This is a genomic window from Serratia sp. NA_13 (assembly GCF_052691735.1).
This window is the reverse complement of record NZ_JBQZFV010000002.1, coordinates 518371-538377: the sequence shown is the minus strand read 5'-3', so window position 1 is coordinate 538377 and position 20007 is coordinate 518371. Positions and strand designations below refer to the sequence as shown.

15 protein-coding genes are annotated in these 20007 nt (G+C 56.7%); 2 read left to right on the top strand and 13 right to left on the bottom strand.

Translation table 11 applies throughout. The annotated features are described in order from the left end of the window. Positions 1-2: 2 nt before the first annotated feature. The 9 genes from acpA to atzF all read right to left on the bottom strand — a co-directional run bounded on the left by acpA (position 3) and on the right by atzF (position 12676). Positions 3-851, bottom strand: coding sequence for an acid phosphatase (gene acpA / locus ACUTSU_RS06145; protein ID WP_445653899.1), 849 nt, complete (start codon positions 849-851; stop codon positions 3-5). A gap of 17 nt (positions 852-868) precedes the next feature. Further along, the gene (urtE, locus tag ACUTSU_RS06140) at positions 869-1567 is read right to left on the bottom strand and encodes an urea ABC transporter ATP-binding subunit UrtE (protein WP_445649963.1); all 699 of its coding nucleotides are present in this window, start codon (positions 1565-1567) and stop codon (positions 869-871) included. An 8-nt stretch (positions 1568-1575) separates the two neighbouring features. Further along, a complete protein-coding gene (urtD, locus tag ACUTSU_RS06135; protein WP_445653898.1) occupies positions 1576-2382 on the bottom strand; it encodes an urea ABC transporter ATP-binding protein UrtD in 807 nt (268 codons plus the stop codon). Further along, complete coding sequence (gene urtC / locus ACUTSU_RS06130) at positions 2379-3455, bottom strand: urea ABC transporter permease subunit UrtC (RefSeq protein WP_445649961.1); 1077 nt, start codon at positions 3453-3455, stop codon at positions 2379-2381. The genes urtD and urtC overlap by 4 nt, the downstream gene beginning before the upstream one ends. Beyond that, complete coding sequence (urtB, locus tag ACUTSU_RS06125; protein WP_445653897.1) at positions 3455-5035, bottom strand: urea ABC transporter permease subunit UrtB; 1581 nt, start codon at positions 5033-5035, stop codon at positions 3455-3457. The genes urtC and urtB overlap by 1 nt, the downstream gene beginning before the upstream one ends. A 61-nt stretch (positions 5036-5096) precedes the next feature. After that, positions 5097-6365: an urea ABC transporter substrate-binding protein gene (gene urtA / locus ACUTSU_RS06120; protein ID WP_445653896.1), complete on the bottom strand. Its 1269-nt coding sequence runs from the start codon at positions 6363-6365 to the stop codon at positions 5097-5099. A 108-nt stretch (positions 6366-6473) separates the two neighbouring features. Further along, positions 6474-7169: a GntR family transcriptional regulator gene (locus ACUTSU_RS06115; RefSeq protein ID WP_445649958.1), complete on the bottom strand. Its 696-nt coding sequence runs from the start codon at positions 7167-7169 to the stop codon at positions 6474-6476. A 51-nt stretch (positions 7170-7220) separates the two neighbouring features. After that, positions 7221-10844, bottom strand: coding sequence for an urea carboxylase (gene uca, locus ACUTSU_RS06110; protein ID WP_445649957.1), 3624 nt, complete (start codon positions 10842-10844; stop codon positions 7221-7223). Between the two features lie 2 nt (positions 10845-10846). Then, positions 10847-12676 carry an allophanate hydrolase gene (gene atzF, locus ACUTSU_RS06105; RefSeq protein WP_445649956.1) on the bottom strand — a complete coding sequence of 610 codons (1830 nt, stop codon included), beginning with the start codon at positions 12674-12676 and terminating at the stop codon, positions 10847-10849. Between the two features lie 616 nt (positions 12677-13292). On the opposite strand from atzF, the gene ACUTSU_RS06100 reads away from it, so the two are divergent. After that, positions 13293-13904 carry a carbonic anhydrase gene (locus tag ACUTSU_RS06100; protein WP_445649955.1) on the top strand — a complete coding sequence of 204 codons (612 nt, stop codon included), beginning with the start codon at positions 13293-13295 and terminating at the stop codon, positions 13902-13904. Then, positions 13901-15400, top strand: coding sequence for a SulP family inorganic anion transporter (locus ACUTSU_RS06095; RefSeq protein ID WP_445653895.1), 1500 nt, complete (start codon positions 13901-13903; stop codon positions 15398-15400). Before ACUTSU_RS06100 ends, ACUTSU_RS06095 begins: the two co-directional genes overlap by 4 nt. A gap of 105 nt (positions 15401-15505) precedes the next feature. Here the strand turns inward: ACUTSU_RS06095 and ACUTSU_RS06090 are convergent, their stop codons facing one another. The 4 genes from ACUTSU_RS06090 to phnE (ACUTSU_RS06075) all read right to left on the bottom strand — a co-directional run bounded on the left by ACUTSU_RS06090 (position 15506) and on the right by phnE (ACUTSU_RS06075) (position 19803). Continuing rightward, positions 15506-17116 carry an AAA family ATPase gene (locus ACUTSU_RS06090; protein ID WP_445649953.1) on the bottom strand — a complete coding sequence of 537 codons (1611 nt, stop codon included), beginning with the start codon at positions 17114-17116 and terminating at the stop codon, positions 15506-15508. A 167-nt stretch (positions 17117-17283) separates the two neighbouring features. Next, on the bottom strand, positions 17284-17751 hold the full coding sequence (locus ACUTSU_RS06085; RefSeq protein WP_174353070.1) for a YehS family protein: 468 nt from the start codon (positions 17749-17751) through the stop codon (positions 17284-17286). A gap of 292 nt (positions 17752-18043) precedes the next feature. Continuing rightward, a complete protein-coding gene (phnE, locus tag ACUTSU_RS06080) occupies positions 18044-18943 on the bottom strand; it encodes a phosphonate ABC transporter, permease protein PhnE (protein WP_445649952.1) in 900 nt (299 codons plus the stop codon). Then, a complete protein-coding gene (gene phnE, locus ACUTSU_RS06075; RefSeq protein WP_445649951.1) occupies positions 18940-19803 on the bottom strand; it encodes a phosphonate ABC transporter, permease protein PhnE in 864 nt (287 codons plus the stop codon). The genes phnE (ACUTSU_RS06080) and phnE (ACUTSU_RS06075) overlap by 4 nt, the downstream gene beginning before the upstream one ends. Between the last annotated feature and the right edge of the window lie 204 nt (positions 19804-20007).

The window sequence follows — 20007 nt, the reverse complement described above, 5'->3', positions numbered from 1 at the left end:
CCCTAGCCCGGAAACTCCAGCGCGCCTGTCAGATCCCCTAGCGGTTTTTGGCTGCGCGCCGCCATTGCCTTATCGCGCTCCGTTAGCCCGTCCAGCGGTGGCAGATCAAACACCCGGCTGATTAATCGCAGGATCGAACCTGTATCGTACACCTCGTGATCGACATAACCTTTGCGGGCAAACGGCGAAACCACCAATGCCGGGATACGTGAGCCAGGCCCCCAACGATCGCCCTGCGGCGGAGCCACATGATCCCACCAGCCGCCGTTCTCATCAAAGGTAATGACTACCACACTATTTTCCCACTGTGGGCCATTGCGCAGACTGTTGATGATATGGGCAATATGACGATCGCCGGCCTCCACATCGGAATAACCGGCGTGCATGTTGAGGTTGCCCTGCGGTTTGTAGAATGCCACCGGCGGTAAAGTCCCCGCTTCTACCGCGGCCAGAAATTTATTGCTACCGGCTGAATCGCCAATACCGCCGTCACGCAAATGCGCCTCACGAGCCTGCGGGTTACTCGGCCCCAGATTTTCGAAATAGTTGAACGGTTGATGGTGATACTGAAAATCCGGCGCACCGGGGAAATCGCCCTGATCCTTGCGGTTGTCCAGCGCGTATTGCCAACCCTCGGCATACCATGCCCAGTCGATCCCTTTCTGGCTCAGTAAATCGCCGATGTGCTGATGCTTCTGTGGTGGCATAACGTTGGGCATGGTGGCGTCCGCCAGTGTCGGGTCTTTCTCATCCTGAGTCCACGACGGCCAGTACGGCGGTGCCATGGTGTTGACCGCATAGCCGTCCGGCGTCAGCAGGCTCTTGCCAAACAGCGGTCTACGTGAGTGCATCTCCGCCTTATTGAGCCCTATATCGCCACCAGCCCGCGCACGCCGTCTTGCTCCATCGCGCTGCCGGTACCGCGCTGGACAATGCTGCCGCGCGACATCACCAGATAGCGGTCCGCCAGTTCGGCGGCAAAATCATAAAACTGTTCCACCAGCAGGATCGCCATATCCCCCTGGGCCGCCAACTGTTTGATCACCGCGCCGATCTCTTTGATCACCGAAGGCTGGATCCCCTCCGTCGGCTCATCCAGGATCAATAGCTGCGGTCGGCAGGCCAGCGCACGCCCAATCGCCAACTGTTGCTGTTGCCCGCCGGAGAGATCGCCGCCGCGCCGATCTTTCATCTGCAACAGCACCGGGAACAGTTCATAGATCTGATCCGGTACCCTGCGCGCCTGGTTACCGGAAAAACGCGCCAACCCCATCAGCAGATTTTCTTCCACCGTCAGGCGACCAAAGATCTCACGCCCCTGCGGCACATAGGCCACCCCAGCCTGCACCCGCTGATGCGGTTTTCTGCCGTTAAGGCTTTCACCCTGCCAACTGATGCTGCCGCTCTTCGCCGGGATCAGCCCCATCAGGCATTTGAGCAACGTGGTTTTCCCTACGCCGTTGCGCCCGAGCAGGCAGGTCACTTCGCCGATATGAGCTTCAAACGACAGGCCGCGCAAAATGTGACTACCGCCGTAATATTGATTCAATTCATTCACTTGCAACATAGCTACTCCTAACGCCCCAAATACACGTCGATCACCTGCTCGTTGGCCTGTACCTGCGCCAATGAACCTTCCGCCAGCACCTGGCCCTGATGCAGTACCGTGACGTGGTCAGCAATGGTTTCGACAAACCCCATGTCGTGCTCCACCACCATCAGCGAATGCTTGCCCGCCAGCGAGCGGAACAGTTCAGCGGTGTACTCGGTTTCCGCATCTGTCATGCCGGCCGCCGGTTCATCGAGCAGCAGCAGATGCGGTTCCTGCACCAATAACATGCCGATCTCAAGAAACTGCTTTTGTCCGTGGGACAGCAACCCGGCGGGACGATGGCGTTCATGACCCAGCCGCAGGGTTTTCAGCATTTCATCAATGCGGTCGTGCTGTTCGCTGCTCAGTTTGGCGCGCAGGCAGGCCCATACCGACTTCTGGGTTTTCTGGGCGATCTCCAGATTCTCGAATACCGTCAGTGCCTCAAACACCGTGGGCTTTTGGAACTTGCGACCGATGCCGGCCTGGGCGATCTGCATCGGATCCAGCGCGGTCAGATCGACGGTTTGATCGTAAAACATCCTGCCGCTGTCCGGCCGGGTCTTGCCGGTGATCACATCCATCAGCGTGGTTTTCCCCGCGCCGTTGGGGCCGATCACACAGCGCAATTCCCCCACCCCGATTTGCAGCGACAGATCGCTCAGTGCCCGAAAACCGTCAAAGCTGACGTTGATCTTGTCGAGCAGCAGTACCGGATCGGTTTGCTGGCGGTATTTATCGGCCGGCAGCGGCTGGGTGAACAGCTCTTCGGTCATTTGCAGCGAATTCATTGTGATTTTCCTCTGCGCAGCAGGCCGATAACCCCTTTCGGCAGGAACAGCGTGACGACAATAAACATCAGGCCAAGAAAGAACTGCCAGTATTCCGGAATGGCCATGGTGAACCAGCTTTTGGCACCGTTGACGATACCTGCCCCCAGCAGCGGCCCCACCAGCGTGCCGCGCCCGCCGAGCGCCACCCAGATGGCGGCTTCAATCGAGTTGGTCGGTGACATTTCGCCGGGGTTGATAATGCCCACCTGCGGCACATACAGCGCCCCAGCCAACCCGCACAGCACCGCCGACAGCGTCCAGATAAACAGTTTGAAGCCTTTCGGATCGTAGCCGCAGAACGTCAGGCGGTTTTCCGCATCGCGCACCGCCGTCAGTACCCGGCCGAATTTGCTGCGGGCCAGCGCAAAGCCGATTGCCAGACTGGCAGCCAGCAGCAGCACCGTGGTCAGGAACAGCGCCACCCGCGTGCCGGTGGCGGTGATCGGAAAGCCCAGCAGGGTGGTGAAACCGGTAAAGCCATTGTTGCCGCCAAAGCCGGTTTCATTACGAAAGAACAGCAGCATACCGGCGTAGGTCAATGCCTGAGTCATGATGGAGAAATACACCCCTTTGATTTTCGAACGGAAAGCGAAGTAACCGAAGATAAAGGCCAGCACGCCGGGCACCAATACGATCAGGCATAGCGCCCAGGCGAAGTACTGGGTGCCGCTCCAGAACCACGGCAATTCATTCCACGAAAGAAACGACATAAATGCCGGCAGGCCATCGCCCGCCGCCTGACGCATCAGGTACATGCCCATGGCATAGCCGCCGAGGGCAAAAAACAACCCGTGCCCCAACGACAGCAGCCCGGCGTAACCCCACACCAGATCAAGCGCCACCGCCACCACCGCATAACACAAAATTTTACCCACCAGCGTCAGGGTGTAAGTGGAGATCGCCAGCGGGTGGTCTGCCGGCAGCAGGGCCAGAAACGGCATGATCAGCAGCGCAAGCAACGCCAGCCCGCCGATACAGAGCGCCAGTCGGGGTGCCTTCTGCAGGCCGGTTACAGTCAATGGTTGGCTCATCAGTCAATCACCCTGCCCTTGAAGGCGAACAGTCCCTGAGGACGTTTTTGAATAAACAGCACAATCAGCGCCAGGATCAGGATTTTACCCAGCACGGCGCCAATCTGCGGTTCAAGAACTTTGTTAAGAATACCGAGGCCAAAGGCCGCCACCACGGTCCCGGCCAGTTGACCAACGCCACCGAGCACCACCACCAGGAACGAGTCGATGATATAACCCTGACCCAGCTCCGGCCCGACGTTGCCCAGCTGCGACAGCGCCACTCCGCCCAGCCCGGCAATGCCGGAACCCAGGCCGAACGCCAGCATATCGACGCGGCCGGTGGGTACGCCGCAGCAGGCGGCCATGGCGCGGTTTTGCGTCACGGCGCGCACGTTCATACCCAGGCGGGTTTTATTTAGCAGCAACCAGGTGAGTACCAACACCAGCACCACAAACAGGATCACCGCGATACGGTTCCACGGCAGAACCAGGTTGGGCAGTAACTGAATACCGCCCGACAACCAGGCCGGGTTGGCAACTTCCACGTTTTGCGCGCCAAATAACACCCGAACCAATTGGATCAGCACCAGACTGATACCCCAGGTCGCCAGCAGGGTTTCCAGCGGTCGTCCATACAGATGGCGGATCACCGTTCGCTCCAGCGCCATGCCTATGCAGGCGGTGATGCAGAACGCCACCGGCAACGCCACCAGCGGATACAGCGCCAACCACTGCGGCGCAAACTGCTGAAACAATCCCTGCACCAGATAGGCCGAGTAGGCACCGAGCATCAGCATTTCGCCGTGCGCCATGTTGATCACCCCCAACAGGCCGTAGGTGATCGCCAGTCCGAGCGCCGCCAACAGTAAGATCGAGCCGAGCGACAGGCCGGTAAACGCCTGGCCAATCAGGTCGCCGATCATCAACCGGTGTTTCACGCTGGTCAGGCTGTTCAGCGCTTCAGCGCGCACGGCAGCGTCCGGTTCATGGGCGGCATCGGTCAATGCCTGCAACCGCGTCTGGGTTTCCGCTGCCCCCGAACTGCCGAGCAACCGCACCGCATTGAGGCGCACTTTGGCATCGGCGTCGGTCAGTTGCAGATTGGCCAGCGCGATGCGGAGCGCCTCATGCACCCGACTGTCTTTTTCCTGCGCCAGACGCTGGGTCAGCAGTGCCAATTGACTATGTTGCGCCTCCTGCTGCAGGGCCTGCGCCGCCTGTAAACGCAGCGCCGGATCTTCACTGACCAGCCGGTGGGCCGACAGCGCGTTGGCAATCAGGATCCGCAGCCGGTTATTCAGCCACAGCTTCTTCGGCGTACCGACCAGGGCAGCATTGCCTTCCAGCGGCTGATAACGATCGCCCTTCTGGATAAAGGCATGTTTGGCCTCGTCGATCACCACGCTTTCCTGCTTTAACGCCTGCAGTAACGGCAAGCGCACAGCATCCGGCGCCGTCGCCCACGCCTGCAATAATTTGACCTGCTGCGTACGGTTGGCCGCAGCAAAGTCATTAGCCGGCCCCGCCTGCGCGAACATGGGCAGGCAGCACAGCAATAACCACAGATGCCTGAGATGGCTTAAAGATAAAAGTTTCATCAGATGTCTCGTCGCAATAGGGCATGGCTCAGTCAGCCCCCGCCGTAACGGGGGCTGGGCATTACTTACCGCCTTTTACCGGGCTTTCCGACTTTTTGTCGTTGCCGGCAATGTACGGGCTCCACGGCTGGGCGCGTAGCGGAGCATCGGTTTGCCACACCACGTTGAACTGGCCATTGCTTTCAATTTCGCCAATCATCACCGGTTTGTGCAGATGATGGTTGGTGGCATCCATGGTCAGGGTAAAGCCCGACGGCGCGGCAAAGGTTTGCCCGGCCATCGCGGCGCGAACCTTGTCAACGTCCGTGGTACCGGCCTTCTCGACCGCCTGCGCCCACATATGGATGCCAACATAGGTGGCTTCCATCGGGTCATTGGTCACTGCGGTGGCGTAGTTCGGCAGGTTGTGCGCCTTGGCATAGGCCCGCCATTCGCTGACGAACTGCTTGTTGGTCGGGTTATCCACCGATTCGAAGTAGTTCCAGGCCGCCAGGTTGCCCACCAGCGGTTTGGTGTCGATGCCGCGCAGCTCTTCTTCTCCTACCGAGAAGGCGATCACCGGCACATCAGTGGCCTTGATGCCCTGATTGGCCAGCTCTTTGTAGAAGGGAACGTTGGAATCACCGTTGATGGTGGAGATCACCGCCGTTTTGCCACCGGCAGAGAATTTCTTGATGTTGGCGACGATGGTCTGGTAGTCGCTGTAACCAAATGGCGTATAGACCTCTTCGATGTCTTTATCCTGAATGCCTTTCGAGTGCAGGAAGGCGCGCAGGATCTTGTTAGTGGTACGCGGGTAAACGTAGTCGGTACCCAGCAGGAAGAAGCGTTTCGCCGAGCCGCCGTCTTCGCTCAGCAGGTATTCCACCGCCGGGATCGCCTGCTGATTAGGGGCCGCACCGGTATAGAACACATTGGGCGACATCTCTTCCCCTTCGTACTGCACCGGGTAGAACAGCAGGCCATTCAGTTCCTCAAACACCGGCAACACGGATTTACGCGATACCGAAGTCCAGCAGCCAAACACCGCCGCCACCTTGTCCTGGCTCAGCAACTGACGCGCCTTTTCGGCGAACAGCGGCCAGTTGGAGGCTGGATCCACCACCACCGGCTCGAGTTTTTTACCCAATACCCCGCCCTTGGCGTTGATGCCATCAATGGTCATCAGCGCCACGTCCTTGAGCGGCGTTTCAGAAATGGCCATGGTGCCGGAAAGCGAACTCAGGATGCCGACCTTGATGGTATCGGCAGCCTGCGCCCCCCAGGCCATACTCATGCCGATCATGGTGGCGGACAGCGCAAAAGCTTTTATAAAGTGACGACGTTGCATAATTCAAACTCCTGATGTGTGATAAGTAAACAACCTTCTTTTCAAGAAAATCTGACCCAATGGATTTCGAGTTGCGGCTAACAACGCTGCAGCTCGAAAGACGACGGGTTAGGGTTGGAGGCGTGCTTGATGCAACATATGTAAGGTTATTTTTCTGACCTCAGCCTTACTGACGGCGATATGGTTACTGAGTAGCGTTTGCGCCTCCCCAGTTTGCTGTTGCAGAATCGCCCGCAAAATGGCGGCGTGTTCGTTATAGGTCGCCTCTACCCGGCTGCCCTGGGTGAAATCCAGCCGACGAATAATGCGAATTTTCTCGGTCAGCTCGCGATGAATGCGTGCCATTTCACCGTTGCCCGCCGCCGCCACCAGCGCCATATGGAACTGTTCGTCGTGCAGCGAGACGGTTTTGCCGTCTTCCCGCCGTGGCTCGTCGATCCAGAAACTGCCGAGCGCCTCCAACTGCAACGGCACTTCATCCATTGGCCGCGCGCACAGCCGTTTAACCGCCTCACACTCCAGTACGATGCGCAGGTCATACAGCTCCTCGAAGTAGGCAAAATCGAACGGTCGCACCTGCCAACCACTGCGAAAATGCACTTCGACGTAGCCCTCGCGCTCCAGCCAAAACAGAGCCTGCCGCACCGGCGTGCGGCTGACGTCCATGCGCAGCGCCACTTCGTTTTCGCTAAAGCGATCGCCCGGCAGCAGTTGAAAATCAAAAATGTCGTCCTTAAGCTGCAGGTAGATACGCTCCGCCAGCCCCTCCGGCCGCGCCTTGCTGCGGTTGTTGGTGATTTGCATCGCATTCCTCTCTGCGGACGCTGTCTGCCGCGTCCCGACAATTAAACAGGGTTAACTGGCGTGCTCCAGCCACAGCAGGGCGTCACCCGGCCCGACAGGTCGCCCCTGCTGACAACTGATGCGCTTGATGATCCCGGCGCGCGGCGCGGTGACCGCCAGCTCCATTTTCATTGCCTCCACCACGATCAACGGCTGGCCAGCTTCGACCTGCTGCCCCGGCTCCACCAGAATTTTCCACACGCTGCCGTTCAGGTCGGCGCTGACCAGATAGCCATCAACCTTTTCTTCATCATCCTGTGGCGGCAGCAACTGGGCCTCGGCCTCGCCCTCCTCTTCCTGCCAGAGCATTACTTCATGGCTGAACGCCTGCTGCTGACGCTGCTGGAAGGCACTGATGTCTTCGGCGTTGTCCGCCAGGAAACGGCTATATTCGGCAAAATCAAATTCGCTGTTCTCAATACGGACCTGCGCGCGCCCTTCGCGGAATGCCTCGCGCTGCTCATCCAGCTCCTGTTCGCTGACCGGATAGAAACGCACCTGATCAAAGAAGTGCAGCAGCCAAGGCTCACCGGCGCTGAACTGCGGATTTTTGAGGAATTTGTTCCAGATCGGCAGCGTGCGCCCGACCAACTGATACCCCCCCGGTGAGTCCATGCCATAAATGCACATGTACATTCCACCGATGCCGACCGTACCTTCGGCGGTATGGGTCCGGGCCGGGTTATATTTGGAACTGAGTAGCCGGTGACGCGGGTCAATCGGCACTGCGCAAGGTGCGCCGAGGTAAACATCGCCCAGGCCGAGGATCAGGTAGCTGGCATCAAAGATGATGTCGCGCACCTGCTCACGCGTGCTGAGCCCGTTGATGCGCCGGATAAAATCAACGTTGTTCGGCAGCCAGGGCGCGGACGAACGCACCGTCTGTTGATAACGTTCCACCGCCCCCAGGGTGGCGGAGTCTTCAAACGCCATTGGCAGGTAAACCGTGCGCGTCGGCACCTTCAGTTGGCTGACATCGCCCAGCGCCTGTTCACGCGCCAGCAGGCGCGCCAATAAATCGGCCTGGCTCAGGACGCGGCTGTCATAGCGGATCTGCAGCGATCGCACGCCGGGAGCCAGCTCCTCGACGCCGGGGATCGCGTCCTGCCTGAGCGACTGCATCAGCAGATGAATGCGTAACCGCAACGCCAGACTGAGCACGTTGTCGCCATATTCCAGCAAGATGTAGCCGTCACCGGCCTGGCGATAGACTACCGCCGGGCGGCTGTCGGTCGCCGGCAGTGCCGCCAGGATAGCAGCAGACACCGTGGCACCCGGCGTCAGATCTGGTGCCGGCAGGGTGATGGCCTTCACCGCCGCCAGCGCTTCGATGCTGCCAAGCTGCGCCTGTTCCAGCGATTGCGCCTGTTTGAAGCCGATCGGATGGAAGCGAATGCGATCGCCCGGCTTCACCTGACCGACCTTCCACAGCTCGGCCCTGGCGATAGTCACCGGGCAGACAAAGCCACCCAGGCTCGGCCCGTCGCGAGTAAGGATCACCGGGAAGTCGCCGGTGAAGTTAATCGCACCTATGGCGTATTCGCAGTCGTGTACGTTGGACGGATGCAGCCCGGCCTCGCCACCGTCCTGCCGCGCCCACTCGGGTTTTGGCCCGGACAGGCGCACCCCCAAGCGGTTGGAGTTGTAATGCACCTGCCATTCGGCGGCGAAGAAACTGTCGATCGACTCCGGGGTAAAGAAGTCCGGTGCGCCGTGCGGCCCATACAGCACGCCGATGTTCCACAGGTTGCCGTACTCAGGGATCAGGCTTTCATCCATTGCCTGCGGCGCGGCAACCGGTGCTGGAGTGGTGGTAGCGGCCAACGCCGGTTGCGACACCGCCAGCATATCTGCTACCCGCAGAGTGCGCCCGGCGTGACCGCCAAACTGCCCCAGGGCAAAGGTCGAACGGCTACCCAGATACACCGGCACATCAAAACCGTTTCGCACCGCCAGATAGGTACGGCACCCGTGCCGGGCGCGGCCCATCGTTAGTGTCTGCCCGGCCCGAACCGCTATTGGCTGCCAGTAAGCCAGCGCTTCACCATCCAAATCTGCCGGGCAGTCCGCACCGGTCAGCGCAATAGTGGCGTCGCAATGGAAACGCAGGGTCGGCCCCTGCAGGGTGAACTCCAGCCCGGCGGCGCTGGGGTGGTTACCGACAATGCGGTTGGCCAGCCGGAAAGCGAAGTCATCCATCGGCCCGGACGGCGGCACGCCGATATCCCAATAGCCGACACGACCCGGAAAATCCTGCACGCTGCTGTAAGTGCCCGGTTGCAGCACTTCGATACTGCTGGGTTGGAAGCGGAAGCTGTCCAGCATGCGGGTCCAGACGCTGCCGGTCTGGAACGCCGTGGTGGCAATCACCTGCCGCAGGTAATCGAGATTCGTCGCGATGCCGTGCAGCCGGGTGGCATCCAGCGCCTCGCGCATTTTCTCCAGCGCCTGTTGGCGATCCTCACCGTGAACAATCAGCTTGGCGATCATCGGGTCGTAAAATGCCGATACCTCACTGCCGGTGGCGACCCAACCGTCCACCCGCACCCCATCCGGGAAATGCACCTCGGTCAATACGCCCGGGCTGGGCTGGAAGTTCTTCAGCGGATCTTCGGCATAAATGCGCACCTCAATCGACGCCCCCTGCGGCGGGCGTTGCAGCGCCGTCCAGTCCAGCGCATCCCCCGCCGCCACCTGCAACATGCATTCGATCAAGTCCAGCCCGGTAACCATCTCGGTCACCGGATGCTCCACCTGCAGGCGAGTATTGACCTCGAGGAAATAAAATTCGTCGCGCGCGCCGTCGTAGATAAACTCCACGGTACCGGCGCTGCGATAATTAACCGACGCCCCCAGTGCTACCGCCGCCTGATGCAGCGCCTGACGGGTAGCCGTCGGCAGGTTCGGTGCCGGGGTCTCTTCCACCACTTTCTGGTTGCGGCGCTGCAATGAACAATCGCGCTCACCGAGCGCCACCACCCAGCCCTGACCATCACCAAAGATCTGCACTTCGACATGACGGGCCTGATCGACAAAGCGCTCGATAAAGGCCCCGGAGTCGCGGAAGAACTGCTCACCCAGCCGTTTCACGCTGTCGTAGGCTTCACGCAGTGCGGCTTCGTCGTCGCAACGCGTCAGGCCGATACCGCCACCGCCGGCGGTGCTTTTCAACATCACCGGGTAGCCAATCTGGCTGGCGGCGTTGACCGCCTGCTCAACGCTATCCAACAGGCCGGTACCCGGCGTCATCGGCACCTGTGCCAGTGCCGCCAGCTCACGCGCCCGGTGTTTCAGGCCGAACTCACGAATTTGCGCCGCCGTCGGGCCGATAAAAGCGATGCCCGCCGCTTCGCAGGCGTCGGCAAACTCAGCGCTCTCGGAAAGGAAGCCGTAACCGGGATAGATCGCCTGTGCGCCGGTTTCTGCCGCCGCCGCCAGGATCTTGTCGATACACAGGTAGCTGTCACCGGCCTTTTCACCGCCCAGCGCCACCGCCAAATCGGCTTCGGTGACGTGTGGTGCATTGCGGTCGGCGTCGGAATAAACCGCTACGCTGGTCACTCCCAGCCGTTTCAGGGTGCGGATGGCGCGGCAGGCAATTTCGCCACGGTTGGCAATGAGTACGGTAGAAAACATGATTAAGCCCCCTTCAGGCTGGCGACATAGTTGCGCCAGCCGCCAAATTCAGTGATATCCGTGGCACCCTGTAGCGCCCAGGGTTCGCAGATAAAGCCTTTCACCCGGCGACCATCCGCCAGTAACAGCGTGCCGATACCCAGCGGTGCCGGTATTTCCGCCACCAATTCGCCGAAACGCGCCAGCGGGATATCCCACAGCTCGACATCGATAGCGGCCCCCTGTTCGGTTTTTGCCAACCCCGGCTTTGGCGGCTGAGTATTGGCCAACGCGTACAGCCGGTAGCACGGCGCGGTGGTGGTTTGTTCCACCAAAGCCGCTGCACGCTGCGTGAGCTGGAAATTCAATGGCATTCCACTGAGGTGCGCACCCACCACCGCCACCCGCACGTGCTGGGTCGAAGGTATAAGGCTATTCGCCGATGGTAATGGGCGGCCGGTGGCACCCAACGGCAGATCCTGTGCCTGCTGCCAGCGCAGCCCGAAGGCGGCCAGCGCCCGATCGTGCCAGGCGGGAGCGACCAGCGTGATACCGGTGGGCAGGCCGTCGTCACGCATCGACGCCGGCAGCGCCAGCGCGCTCAGATCGGCCAGATTGGTGAAATTGGTGTAGGTGCCAAACTGCGAGTTGAACAACACCGGCTCCTGCTCCATTTCCGCCAGTGTGCGAATGGTCGGTGAGGTCGGCACCACCAGTGCGTCGAAGGGAGCCAGCCGTTGCTCAATCTGCCGCGCCAGCTCGGCACGCAGATATTCGGCTTTGTAGGCGTCGCAGGCGCTGTACTTCAGGCCGTTATTGACGATGCCGCGCACCACCGGATTAATCGCCTGCGGGTTGGTACTCAGCATCTTTTCAACCGCCACGGTGCGTTCCGCCACCCAGGGGCCGTAATAGAGCTGCTCTGCCAGTACGCGGAACGGGGTAAAGTCGAGGGTTTCCAGCGTTACGCCGCAGCTTTTCAGTTGCTCCAGCGCCCGTTGAAATGCCTGCTCGGCCTGGGTATCGCCGAAAAACTCGAGCTGTGCCGGTACCGCAAAGCGGGGTGCCGCGGGGAAACTCGCCGGGGCGGTATGGGGATTGATGCGGGAATAGGCATCTGCCGGGTCATAGCCCCCCGCCAATTCGGCCACCAGCGCGGCATCCGCCACCGTCAGGGCGAATATCGATACCGTGTCATTGAGCCGACAGGCGGGAACCACGCCACAGTTCGACAACCAGCCCTTGGTCGGTTTCAAGCCGACAATATTGTTGAATCCGGCCGGGACGCGCCCTGAACCGGCGGTATCGGTGCCCAAGGAAAACGGCGTCAGGCCGCGTGCCACCACCGAGGCCGAGCCTGAGCTAGAACCACCGCTGACGTAGCGACTGTCGAAACTGTTCACTACCGCGCCGTGCGGCGAGCGGGTGCCTACCAGGCCGGTAGCGAACTGATCGAGATTGGTTTTTCCGATCACCAGCGCACCGGCGGCGCGCAGATTGGCAACCACGGTTGCATCCGTCGCCGCCTGATAGGCAAACTCCGGGCAGGCGGCGGTCGTCGGCCAGCCGCCGACGTCGATATTGTCTTTGACCGCGAAAGGCACGCCAAACAGCGGCAGGCGGCTGATGTCCCCGGCGACGGCTTCAAGCCGTTGGGCCAGTTGTTGGTACTGCGCCTCCAGTTGTGCAACGCTGGCCAGATACAGCCAGGCATTGTCATCCGCTGGCAAATTGGCCAGCCAGGCAACCAGCGAGGCACGCACGCTGGCCATGCGCTCGCCGGCCGGGCGGGTATGATAATGGTGCTGCCACTCGCTGAGGGTGAAACCGCGTAGGCTAACGGACTGAGTCATCGGCAAAATTCCATCTGGTACACAAGATGGGATTCATATAGCAACCGGCGTGCCAATTTTTAATCGGCTGATTTCAATGAAATATAAGAAAAACTTATAATAAAACAGCAAAAACCTGCACTATTCGTGGGCAAGTGACGAACAAAAAAGGTGCACTAAATAGTATTTTGGCGATCTACCGAAATGGATTTCATTAATTAACCCTGAATTCCATGCGTGTAATGGAATACCCATTTACGATTAATCAGAAATCATTAGCCTGGGGATATGATAAATTATTTAGTTACTAAATAATTTTATTAACTGATTTTTAATACAAAAACAAAAAAGAATGATGAATTATATAACTAACGACAAGCAAAACTTAAATACTGGGAAAAATTAAAAATACAGAATTAAAGACCATAAAATAACGGATATATATTTATAACCTAATAGAATTAAAAGCCCAGAAACCAACCAAACCCGCCTCAATATAGAAAACTTTACACAAAGCCTTCTTATCATTGGTGGTGTGATTGAACTAACCTTGGTCAGGAATTATTGCTAGTGGCGGCGGCCTGAATTTCAGCGCTGACTTTTATCGCGACTTAATACCCTGACCCAAGGAGCTATCATGACATCGATTAATCATCTGCTGGTTAAAAACCGCAGTTGGGCAACTCAGCAACAATCCCGCGATCCCCATTACTTCCCACAGTTGGCACAGGCGCAGAAACCGCACATTCTTTGGATTGGCTGCTCCGACAGCCGGGTCCCTGCCGAAACTATTGTTCGTGCGCAACCCGGCGAGCTGTTTGTACACCGCAATATCTCCAACGTGGTCGAAGAGCAGGATGATAATTTGATGAGCGTGGTGCAATACGCGGTCGAACATCTGGATGTCGGGGCCATCGTGATTTGCGGACATTACGGTTGCGGTGGGATCAAAGCGGCTCTGAATAATCCTAATACCCCCAGTAAGGACTCACTCACACGCCGACTCAATTCGCTACGTGCCAAACTAGAGCCGCATTTGCCAACTGAGACCGAAACCCATGACGACAACCTGAATAAAGCGGCCCACATCAACGTACAACTCCAACTCAATACCCTCAGCAAAACCCAGTTAATCCAACGCGCCTGGCGACATAATGCCGGGTTGACGCTGGTCGGCTGCATTTACGATATGCATAACGGATTTTTGAATGTGCTGGAGCAGCGCAACGCTGCCGGGAAGGTCACATGAATCGTGCCAATCTGCGTTTTGACCTGCCCGCCGGGCTGGTGGTCTTTCTGGTTGCCCTGCCATTGAGCCTGGGCATTGCGCAAGCCAGCGGTGTCCCGCCGTTCGTTGGCCTGCTCACCGGCGTGATTGGCGGCATAGTCGTCACCCTGCTCAGCCCTTCACCGTTTTCAGTCAGCGGCCCGGCCGCCGGACTGGTGACCATTGTCACCGGTGCCATGTTGACGCTGGGCGACTTTTCCACCTTCTTATTCGCCCTGCTCTTGGCCGGCATATTGCAACTGGCCTTCGGCCTGCTGCGCGGCGGCAAACTGGCAGCATTGATCCCCGGAGCCGTGATCCACGGCATGTTGGCCGCCATCGGCATTTTACTGATCCTGCAACAGTTGCCGCTGGCAATGGGCTATCCGTCTGGGCATGGTCTGAGTGAAACACCGTCCACCGAGCAACTCCGTGGAGATATTGCCCCGGCGGCAGTCATGCTTACGCTGGGTGCGCTGCTACTGATTGTTTTTTGGGGGAAGTCAGCGCTCAAACAACGCCTGCGGCTGACGGCATTACCTGGCCCGCTGGTCGCCGTGTTGTGGGGTTGTCTGTTTGTCTGGCTGGGCCAGAAGATTTGGCCCGCCATCGGCACGCTACCCCGAATTGAATTACCGGCAGTCGATAGCCTTGAAGCCCTGCAAGGGCAATTTTCGTTGCCCAACTGGCAGGCATGGAGTAATCCTGCGGTCTATCTGGTAGCCATTACTCTGGCGATAGTTGCCAGTCTGGAAACCCTGCTGAGTCAGGAAGCGTTGAAAAAGATGGCGCCAATGATGCCGGAACCGTCACCCGATAAAGAACTGCGCGCGCAGGGGGTGGGCAACTGCATTAGTGGGCTGTTGGGCGGCTTGCCGATTACCTCCGTCATTGTGCGTAGCTCTGCCAACGTGCAGGCCGGTGCACGCAGCCGGGTCTCTATTCTGCTGCATGGCGTGCTGTTGTTGCTCAGCGCCTTGCTGTTTGCCGAACTGCTCAACAGCATTCCATTGGCCAGCCTGGCGGCCATCCTGATCTACACCGGTTTTAAGCTGGCGCACCCCCGTATTTTTATCACTCTGTGGCGTCAGGGCCTGCAACAGTTCGTCCCTTTTGCCGCCACCCTCGGCGGTATTCTGGTGTTTGGCATGCTGGCGGGTATTGCCATCGGCCTGGTGGCGCAACTACTGTGGAGCCTGTATCAAAGCAACCGTCACGCCCTGCGGCTGACCCGCTACGACGACCATTATCTGCTGCAGTGTCAGCAAAACCTGACCTTCCTCAATAAGATGCGGTTGATGCATTTGCTGGGGCAGATTGAGCACAACAGCACGGTGATTATCGATTGCGAAGGGATTAATTATCTGGACGACGATATCCGCGCAATGCTCAATGAATACCGCCAAACGGCGGCGGAAAAACAGATCAGCATCAGTCTGCATCCGCCAACGAATATTCTGGTACGTGATGCATCCTGATTTAAAACGGCGCCGGGCAAATAGCCCGGCACCTTCAATCTAACAGCTAACCGTCTTGCCACGAACAAACTCACCAAACCCTCTTGTTCGCCACAACTTACACCTTTAAATTACCGGTAAGTAACCAGATATCGCGGCCGTAACACCTGGATTTGTTTTGTTTCTCAAAACCCTAAGTAGCCAAGCCTCGAAATTTCTCTTCTGACAAGATTTAAGGTGTGTCGCAGCCAAAGATACAAAACCTTTATTATCATAATGCGCCAACAGCATCGGTAAATCCTTGGTCTCTATTGCAAGCTGAATTTTACCCATCAAACCATCAGCCATTTCACGGATATTTAAATCATTCGTCTTTTCAGCATATTCAGATTCAATTTCAGAAATGGTCCTTGCCCTGCTCAAGTCGATTTTCTTCAGTGCTCGGTCAATACGCCGCCGGCAATATTGAGCAACAACCAGTTCTATAGCCTCGGGTACAGAAACGGAATTAAATATTGCCTCTGACAAGTTAGAGAGTCGGGTAGATAGTTCATCATCAGCATAGCCTTCGCTAACAGCAATAGCACGGCTCACATCAGGCAATAAAATTAAATTTTCAACTTCTGAAACTGACAGCGTGGTAATACCTAGAGTTTCAAGATACGTTTTATCATCCTCATCATAGTCATCAGCGTCGACAATTCCAGAACATGTTATACGGGTAAACATAGCGTTATGCCGCAATGTTACAACTGAATAAATAACTTCACTACATGATGAACGGGGTATTACAGTCCATTCGGGATAACAACTACGGTATATGGCTAAATCGAGGCTGCTATTGCTCCCTTCGACAAAAAGAATCGGCTTTCTGCTTCCCAGGATTAGGGTAGTCAGCTCCTCGCCAAAACCCGTATCTTCCGGAACCGCCTCTATAGACCAAAACGGTGCAGGGTTGTAATCACGAATAACATACTTTTGGGCGGTACGCGCGGCAGCAAACTCTAATTCGTGAGTAATAAACACGAATGCACAATCAGAGCGTGCCGCTTCAAGCTCATCCCACAACTTTGACATAATAGAACGATGGACATGCAGCTCTGGCTCGTCGATGATCAACACCTGATTATCATCTGCAACAAGCACTTGACCAATCATATAGAAAATGGCCCGTTCTCCATCGCTCATCTCGGAGGCTTTATACATGGTTTCCTGGCCTGGCAGTGAGACCAAAATATCATCACCAGAAATATGTAGCACTCGATGTGGAAGTAATCGTGACCATATATCATTAAGCCTATCAAGCTTAGTCAGTTTAAAATCAGATGCAGCCCCCTGGCCACCAGGCTTATATTTGTTATATGCAATTAAGGAGGTATTGGCTTGATCTGCAAACAGTGCCTGAATAAGATAATCAAAATCATTCAGCAGGTTTACTGCCTGTTTGCCTCCCCAGCGACGACCGTCCCTATACTGAACACCTGAGCTTTCATCTGCATATCCCGTTCGTAATCCAGAGAGGGCTTGCCTTTCACTTATTTTTGCCACTGAGGGGTTTAAACTTAATGCACGATGTGCAGAAATTCTATGTGCACTTAACCCTAGCTCATTCTCTATTTTAACGGCCAGGCGTGTTTTTCCACCACCATTAGCCCCAACAAATATAATAGAGTTCCCATTCTCAAGCGTAAAACTCATTTGAGAATTTTCAATCGGAATAGCGAAGTTAAAATTCAAAATTTAATCCCTCAAAATACTGTCCGTTAGTTTAAATCCCACAGTAATGAAAAAAAAGTAATCAACCTTAAAAAAACCGATAAGACAACTTACTTATATTTCCCAGCAAGTAAATAGTCAACAAAAAAAACGCCGTCTTACGACAGCGCTTAAAATTTTTTAGATTTTTATTTTACGCCGCGAATACGCTGCGCCAAACCTTTCAGGAAATAACGCAGCATCTGATCGCCACAGGGGCGGAAGTTTTTGGTGCCTTCTTTGCGGAACAGCGCGCTCAGTTCCGGCTTGGAGATACGGAAATCAACCGCGGTGAAGATCTCGTGCATATCGGTATCTTTCAACTCGAAGGCTACGCGCAGCTTTTTCAACACCAGATTGTTGGTGATCGGCAGTTCCACTTCCGGTGCCGGGAATTTGTCATCCTTGCCGCGTTTGAAGAACACCAGGCCGTTCAGGAAGTGCGCCATCACTTCGTCCGGGCAGTTTTCGAACCCCGGCTCACCTTCCTTGATGACATAAGTGCTCATTGCCGAGACCGCAACGTCGAAATTATCCAGCTTGATAATCTCCACCATTTTCGCGTCGTTGATACCCAGCATGTAGCGCACGCTGCGCAGCACGTCATTGTTGATCATAGAATTGCCTTTAGCTTGTAAACCGAGATACATGCACATTGTAATACCCTATGGCTTTCAAGTCGCAGCCAGGCTCCCAGCTCGCTCACCCCCAGGCGCTTACTCGAGTAAGTTACTGGGGTGAGCGACAAATCTGTCGGAAACAGATTTGAACGCGCGCTCAGCGGCCCCGTAGGGGCAAGGACCATGGATGGACCTTGTAAGCAGGTAACAACGCTGCGGCTTGAAAGACGACGGGTATGGCCGCACATCTTGAATATGTGCGGCAGTATAGGGATCAGAGCGGGGTTTCTCAATCGATTTGGCTTTTTTGCTGATACAGCGGGATGTCTTCGCCAATGATGTATTTATTGCGCAGGATGGATGACACTTTATCCATTATCATCACTACCACCACCAGGATCAGGGTGATGAACATCACCACGTCCCAGTTCCACAGCCGCATGTTCTCCGCATAGACCAGGCCGATACCACCGGCGCCGACAAAGCCCAGCACCGCCGCAGATCGGGTGTTGGATTCAATCTGGTACAGGCTGAGCGCCAGAAAAGTGGGGAACGATTGGGTAAAGATACCATAACGGTGCTTTTGCAGGCCGTTGGCACCCACTGCCGTCAGACCACGGCTGGGGGATTTATCTACCGCTTCGTGCCCTTCGGCATAGAGTTTGCCGAGTAACCCGACGTCCTGCATCACAATAGCCAATACCCCAGCCAGTGGCCCCATGCCGACGGCACGGACGAAAATCAGCCCCCAAATGGCCATGTCGATACCTCGCAGCATATCCAAGAGGCGGCGCACCAGCAGCGAAACCGGTCGCAGCAACGGCGTCGACATCACGTTGCGCGCGGCAAAGAACGACAGAGGCAAGGCAATCAACGAGGCAGTGATTGTGCCGGCGAACACTATGCCAATGGTGATAAATATCTGCTGGAAGTAGTACATAAACGGCCAGTTGACGAAGTCATGCCAGACAAACATGCGCATAAAATAGCGGCCAAGCTGATGACAGCCGTTAATAAACTGCGGCCAGGCAATGCCGAAAAACTGGAAGAAGAACAGGTAATACAGCGCGATAGCCGCTGTCACTATACCGATGGTGCGCAGGTAGCGGCGTTGCTGTGAGAAAATCTCCGGGTGCTGCTGTTTGAGCGTTTGCAGCTTTTCCGTCGAAATAGTGGGTGCCGTTATCATTTTTTTCCCTCCACGACGCGTTTGCGTAGCTCACCTGAGGTGTAATCCAGCAGCGAGACCACCAGGATAATCAGCAGCAACGTCATGCTGACCTGATCGTAGCGATCGAGCTTGATACTGGTCATCAGCTCTTGGCCAATGCCGCCCGCCCCCACCAACCCCAGAATGGTCGACTGGCGGAAGTTGATTTCCAGCCGCATAAAGCTGTACGAAAGAAACACCGGCTTCACCTGAGGCCACATGCCAAAACGCATACGTTGCAGCGATGTCGCGCCGCAGGCCGTCAGCCCGCGAATCGGCTTGTTGGAGGCGGTTTCAATCGACTCATAAAACAGTTTGGTCAGGCTGCCTATGGTGTGCAGCGCCAATGCCAGAAAACCCGGAATAGCCCCGATACCGAACGCCATCACAAACATCACCGCCCACGCCAACTCCGGCATGGTGCGCAAAAAGGCCACCAGCGTGCGGATCGCCATGCGCAACGTTGCCGGGCTATGGGTATTGTTGGCCGCCAGAAACGCCAGAACGCCTGCCACCAACACTGACAGAAGGGTCGCCGCCAGCGCCAATTGCAGCGTTTCCCAGATCAGCGGCAGTTGAATGTTCAGCCGATAACCCCAGTAGGCCAATGACCCTTCGGTATGGCCATCGGCGAACAGCAACTTCCAGTGCAGGGTCGGAATGGTTTCCGCCAGATAATCAAAAAAGTGAGGGATCGACAGCCACACGGTGTGCAAGTTGAACTCGGCGATATTGCCGGCGCCCAGATAAAGCACCACCAGGCCGAGCGACCAGATCAACGTCTCGCGTTTTTGCTTGCTGCGGATTTGCTGGTAATAGTGTGCAAAATCTTTATTCAAAATATACCCTTCATCTTTCAAACCGCAGGGGTGTTGACTGCCTTATTCGGCCCATCCTCTGGGCCTCACCCCTGACGGGGCCGCTGCAAGCAGCGTTCAAATCTGCTCCCGGCAGATTTGTCACTCACCCCAGTCACTTGGTGAAGCCAAGCTCCTGAGGGCTCACTCAGTTGCCGCCTACCTGCGATATGAAATCTATTGGGT

Bases quoted from the DNA above. Each gene is read 5' to 3' on its own strand.
- acpA (WP_445653899.1), bottom strand. From the start codon at position 851: ATGCACTCACGTAGACCGCTGTTTGGCAAGAGCCTGCTGACGCCGGAC.
- urtE (WP_445649963.1), bottom strand. From the start codon at position 1,567: ATGTTGCAAGTGAATGAATTGAATCAATATTACGGCGGTAGTCACATT.
- urtD (WP_445653898.1), bottom strand. From the start codon at position 2,382: ATGAATTCGCTGCAAATGACCGAAGAGCTGTTCACCCAGCCGCTGCCG.
- urtC (WP_445649961.1), bottom strand. From the start codon at position 3,455: ATGAGCCAACCATTGACTGTAACCGGCCTGCAGAAGGCACCCCGACTG.
- urtB (WP_445653897.1), bottom strand. From the start codon at position 5,035: ATGAAACTTTTATCTTTAAGCCATCTCAGGCATCTGTGGTTATTGCTG.
- urtA (WP_445653896.1), bottom strand. From the start codon at position 6,365: ATGCAACGTCGTCACTTTATAAAAGCTTTTGCGCTGTCCGCCACCATG.
- ACUTSU_RS06115 (WP_445649958.1), bottom strand. From the start codon at position 7,169: ATGCAAATCACCAACAACCGCAGCAAGGCGCGGCCGGAGGGGCTGGCG.
- uca (WP_445649957.1), bottom strand. From the start codon at position 10,844: ATGTTTTCTACCGTACTCATTGCCAACCGTGGCGAAATTGCCTGCCGC.
- atzF (WP_445649956.1), bottom strand. From the start codon at position 12,676: ATGACTCAGTCCGTTAGCCTACGCGGTTTCACCCTCAGCGAGTGGCAG.
- ACUTSU_RS06100 (WP_445649955.1), top strand. From the start codon at position 13,293: ATGACATCGATTAATCATCTGCTGGTTAAAAACCGCAGTTGGGCAACT.
- ACUTSU_RS06095 (WP_445653895.1), top strand. From the start codon at position 13,901: ATGAATCGTGCCAATCTGCGTTTTGACCTGCCCGCCGGGCTGGTGGTC.
- ACUTSU_RS06085 (WP_174353070.1), bottom strand. From the start codon at position 17,751: ATGATCAACAATGACGTGCTGCGCAGCGTGCGCTACATGCTGGGTATC.
- phnE (WP_445649952.1), bottom strand. From the start codon at position 18,943: ATGATAACGGCACCCACTATTTCGACGGAAAAGCTGCAAACGCTCAAA.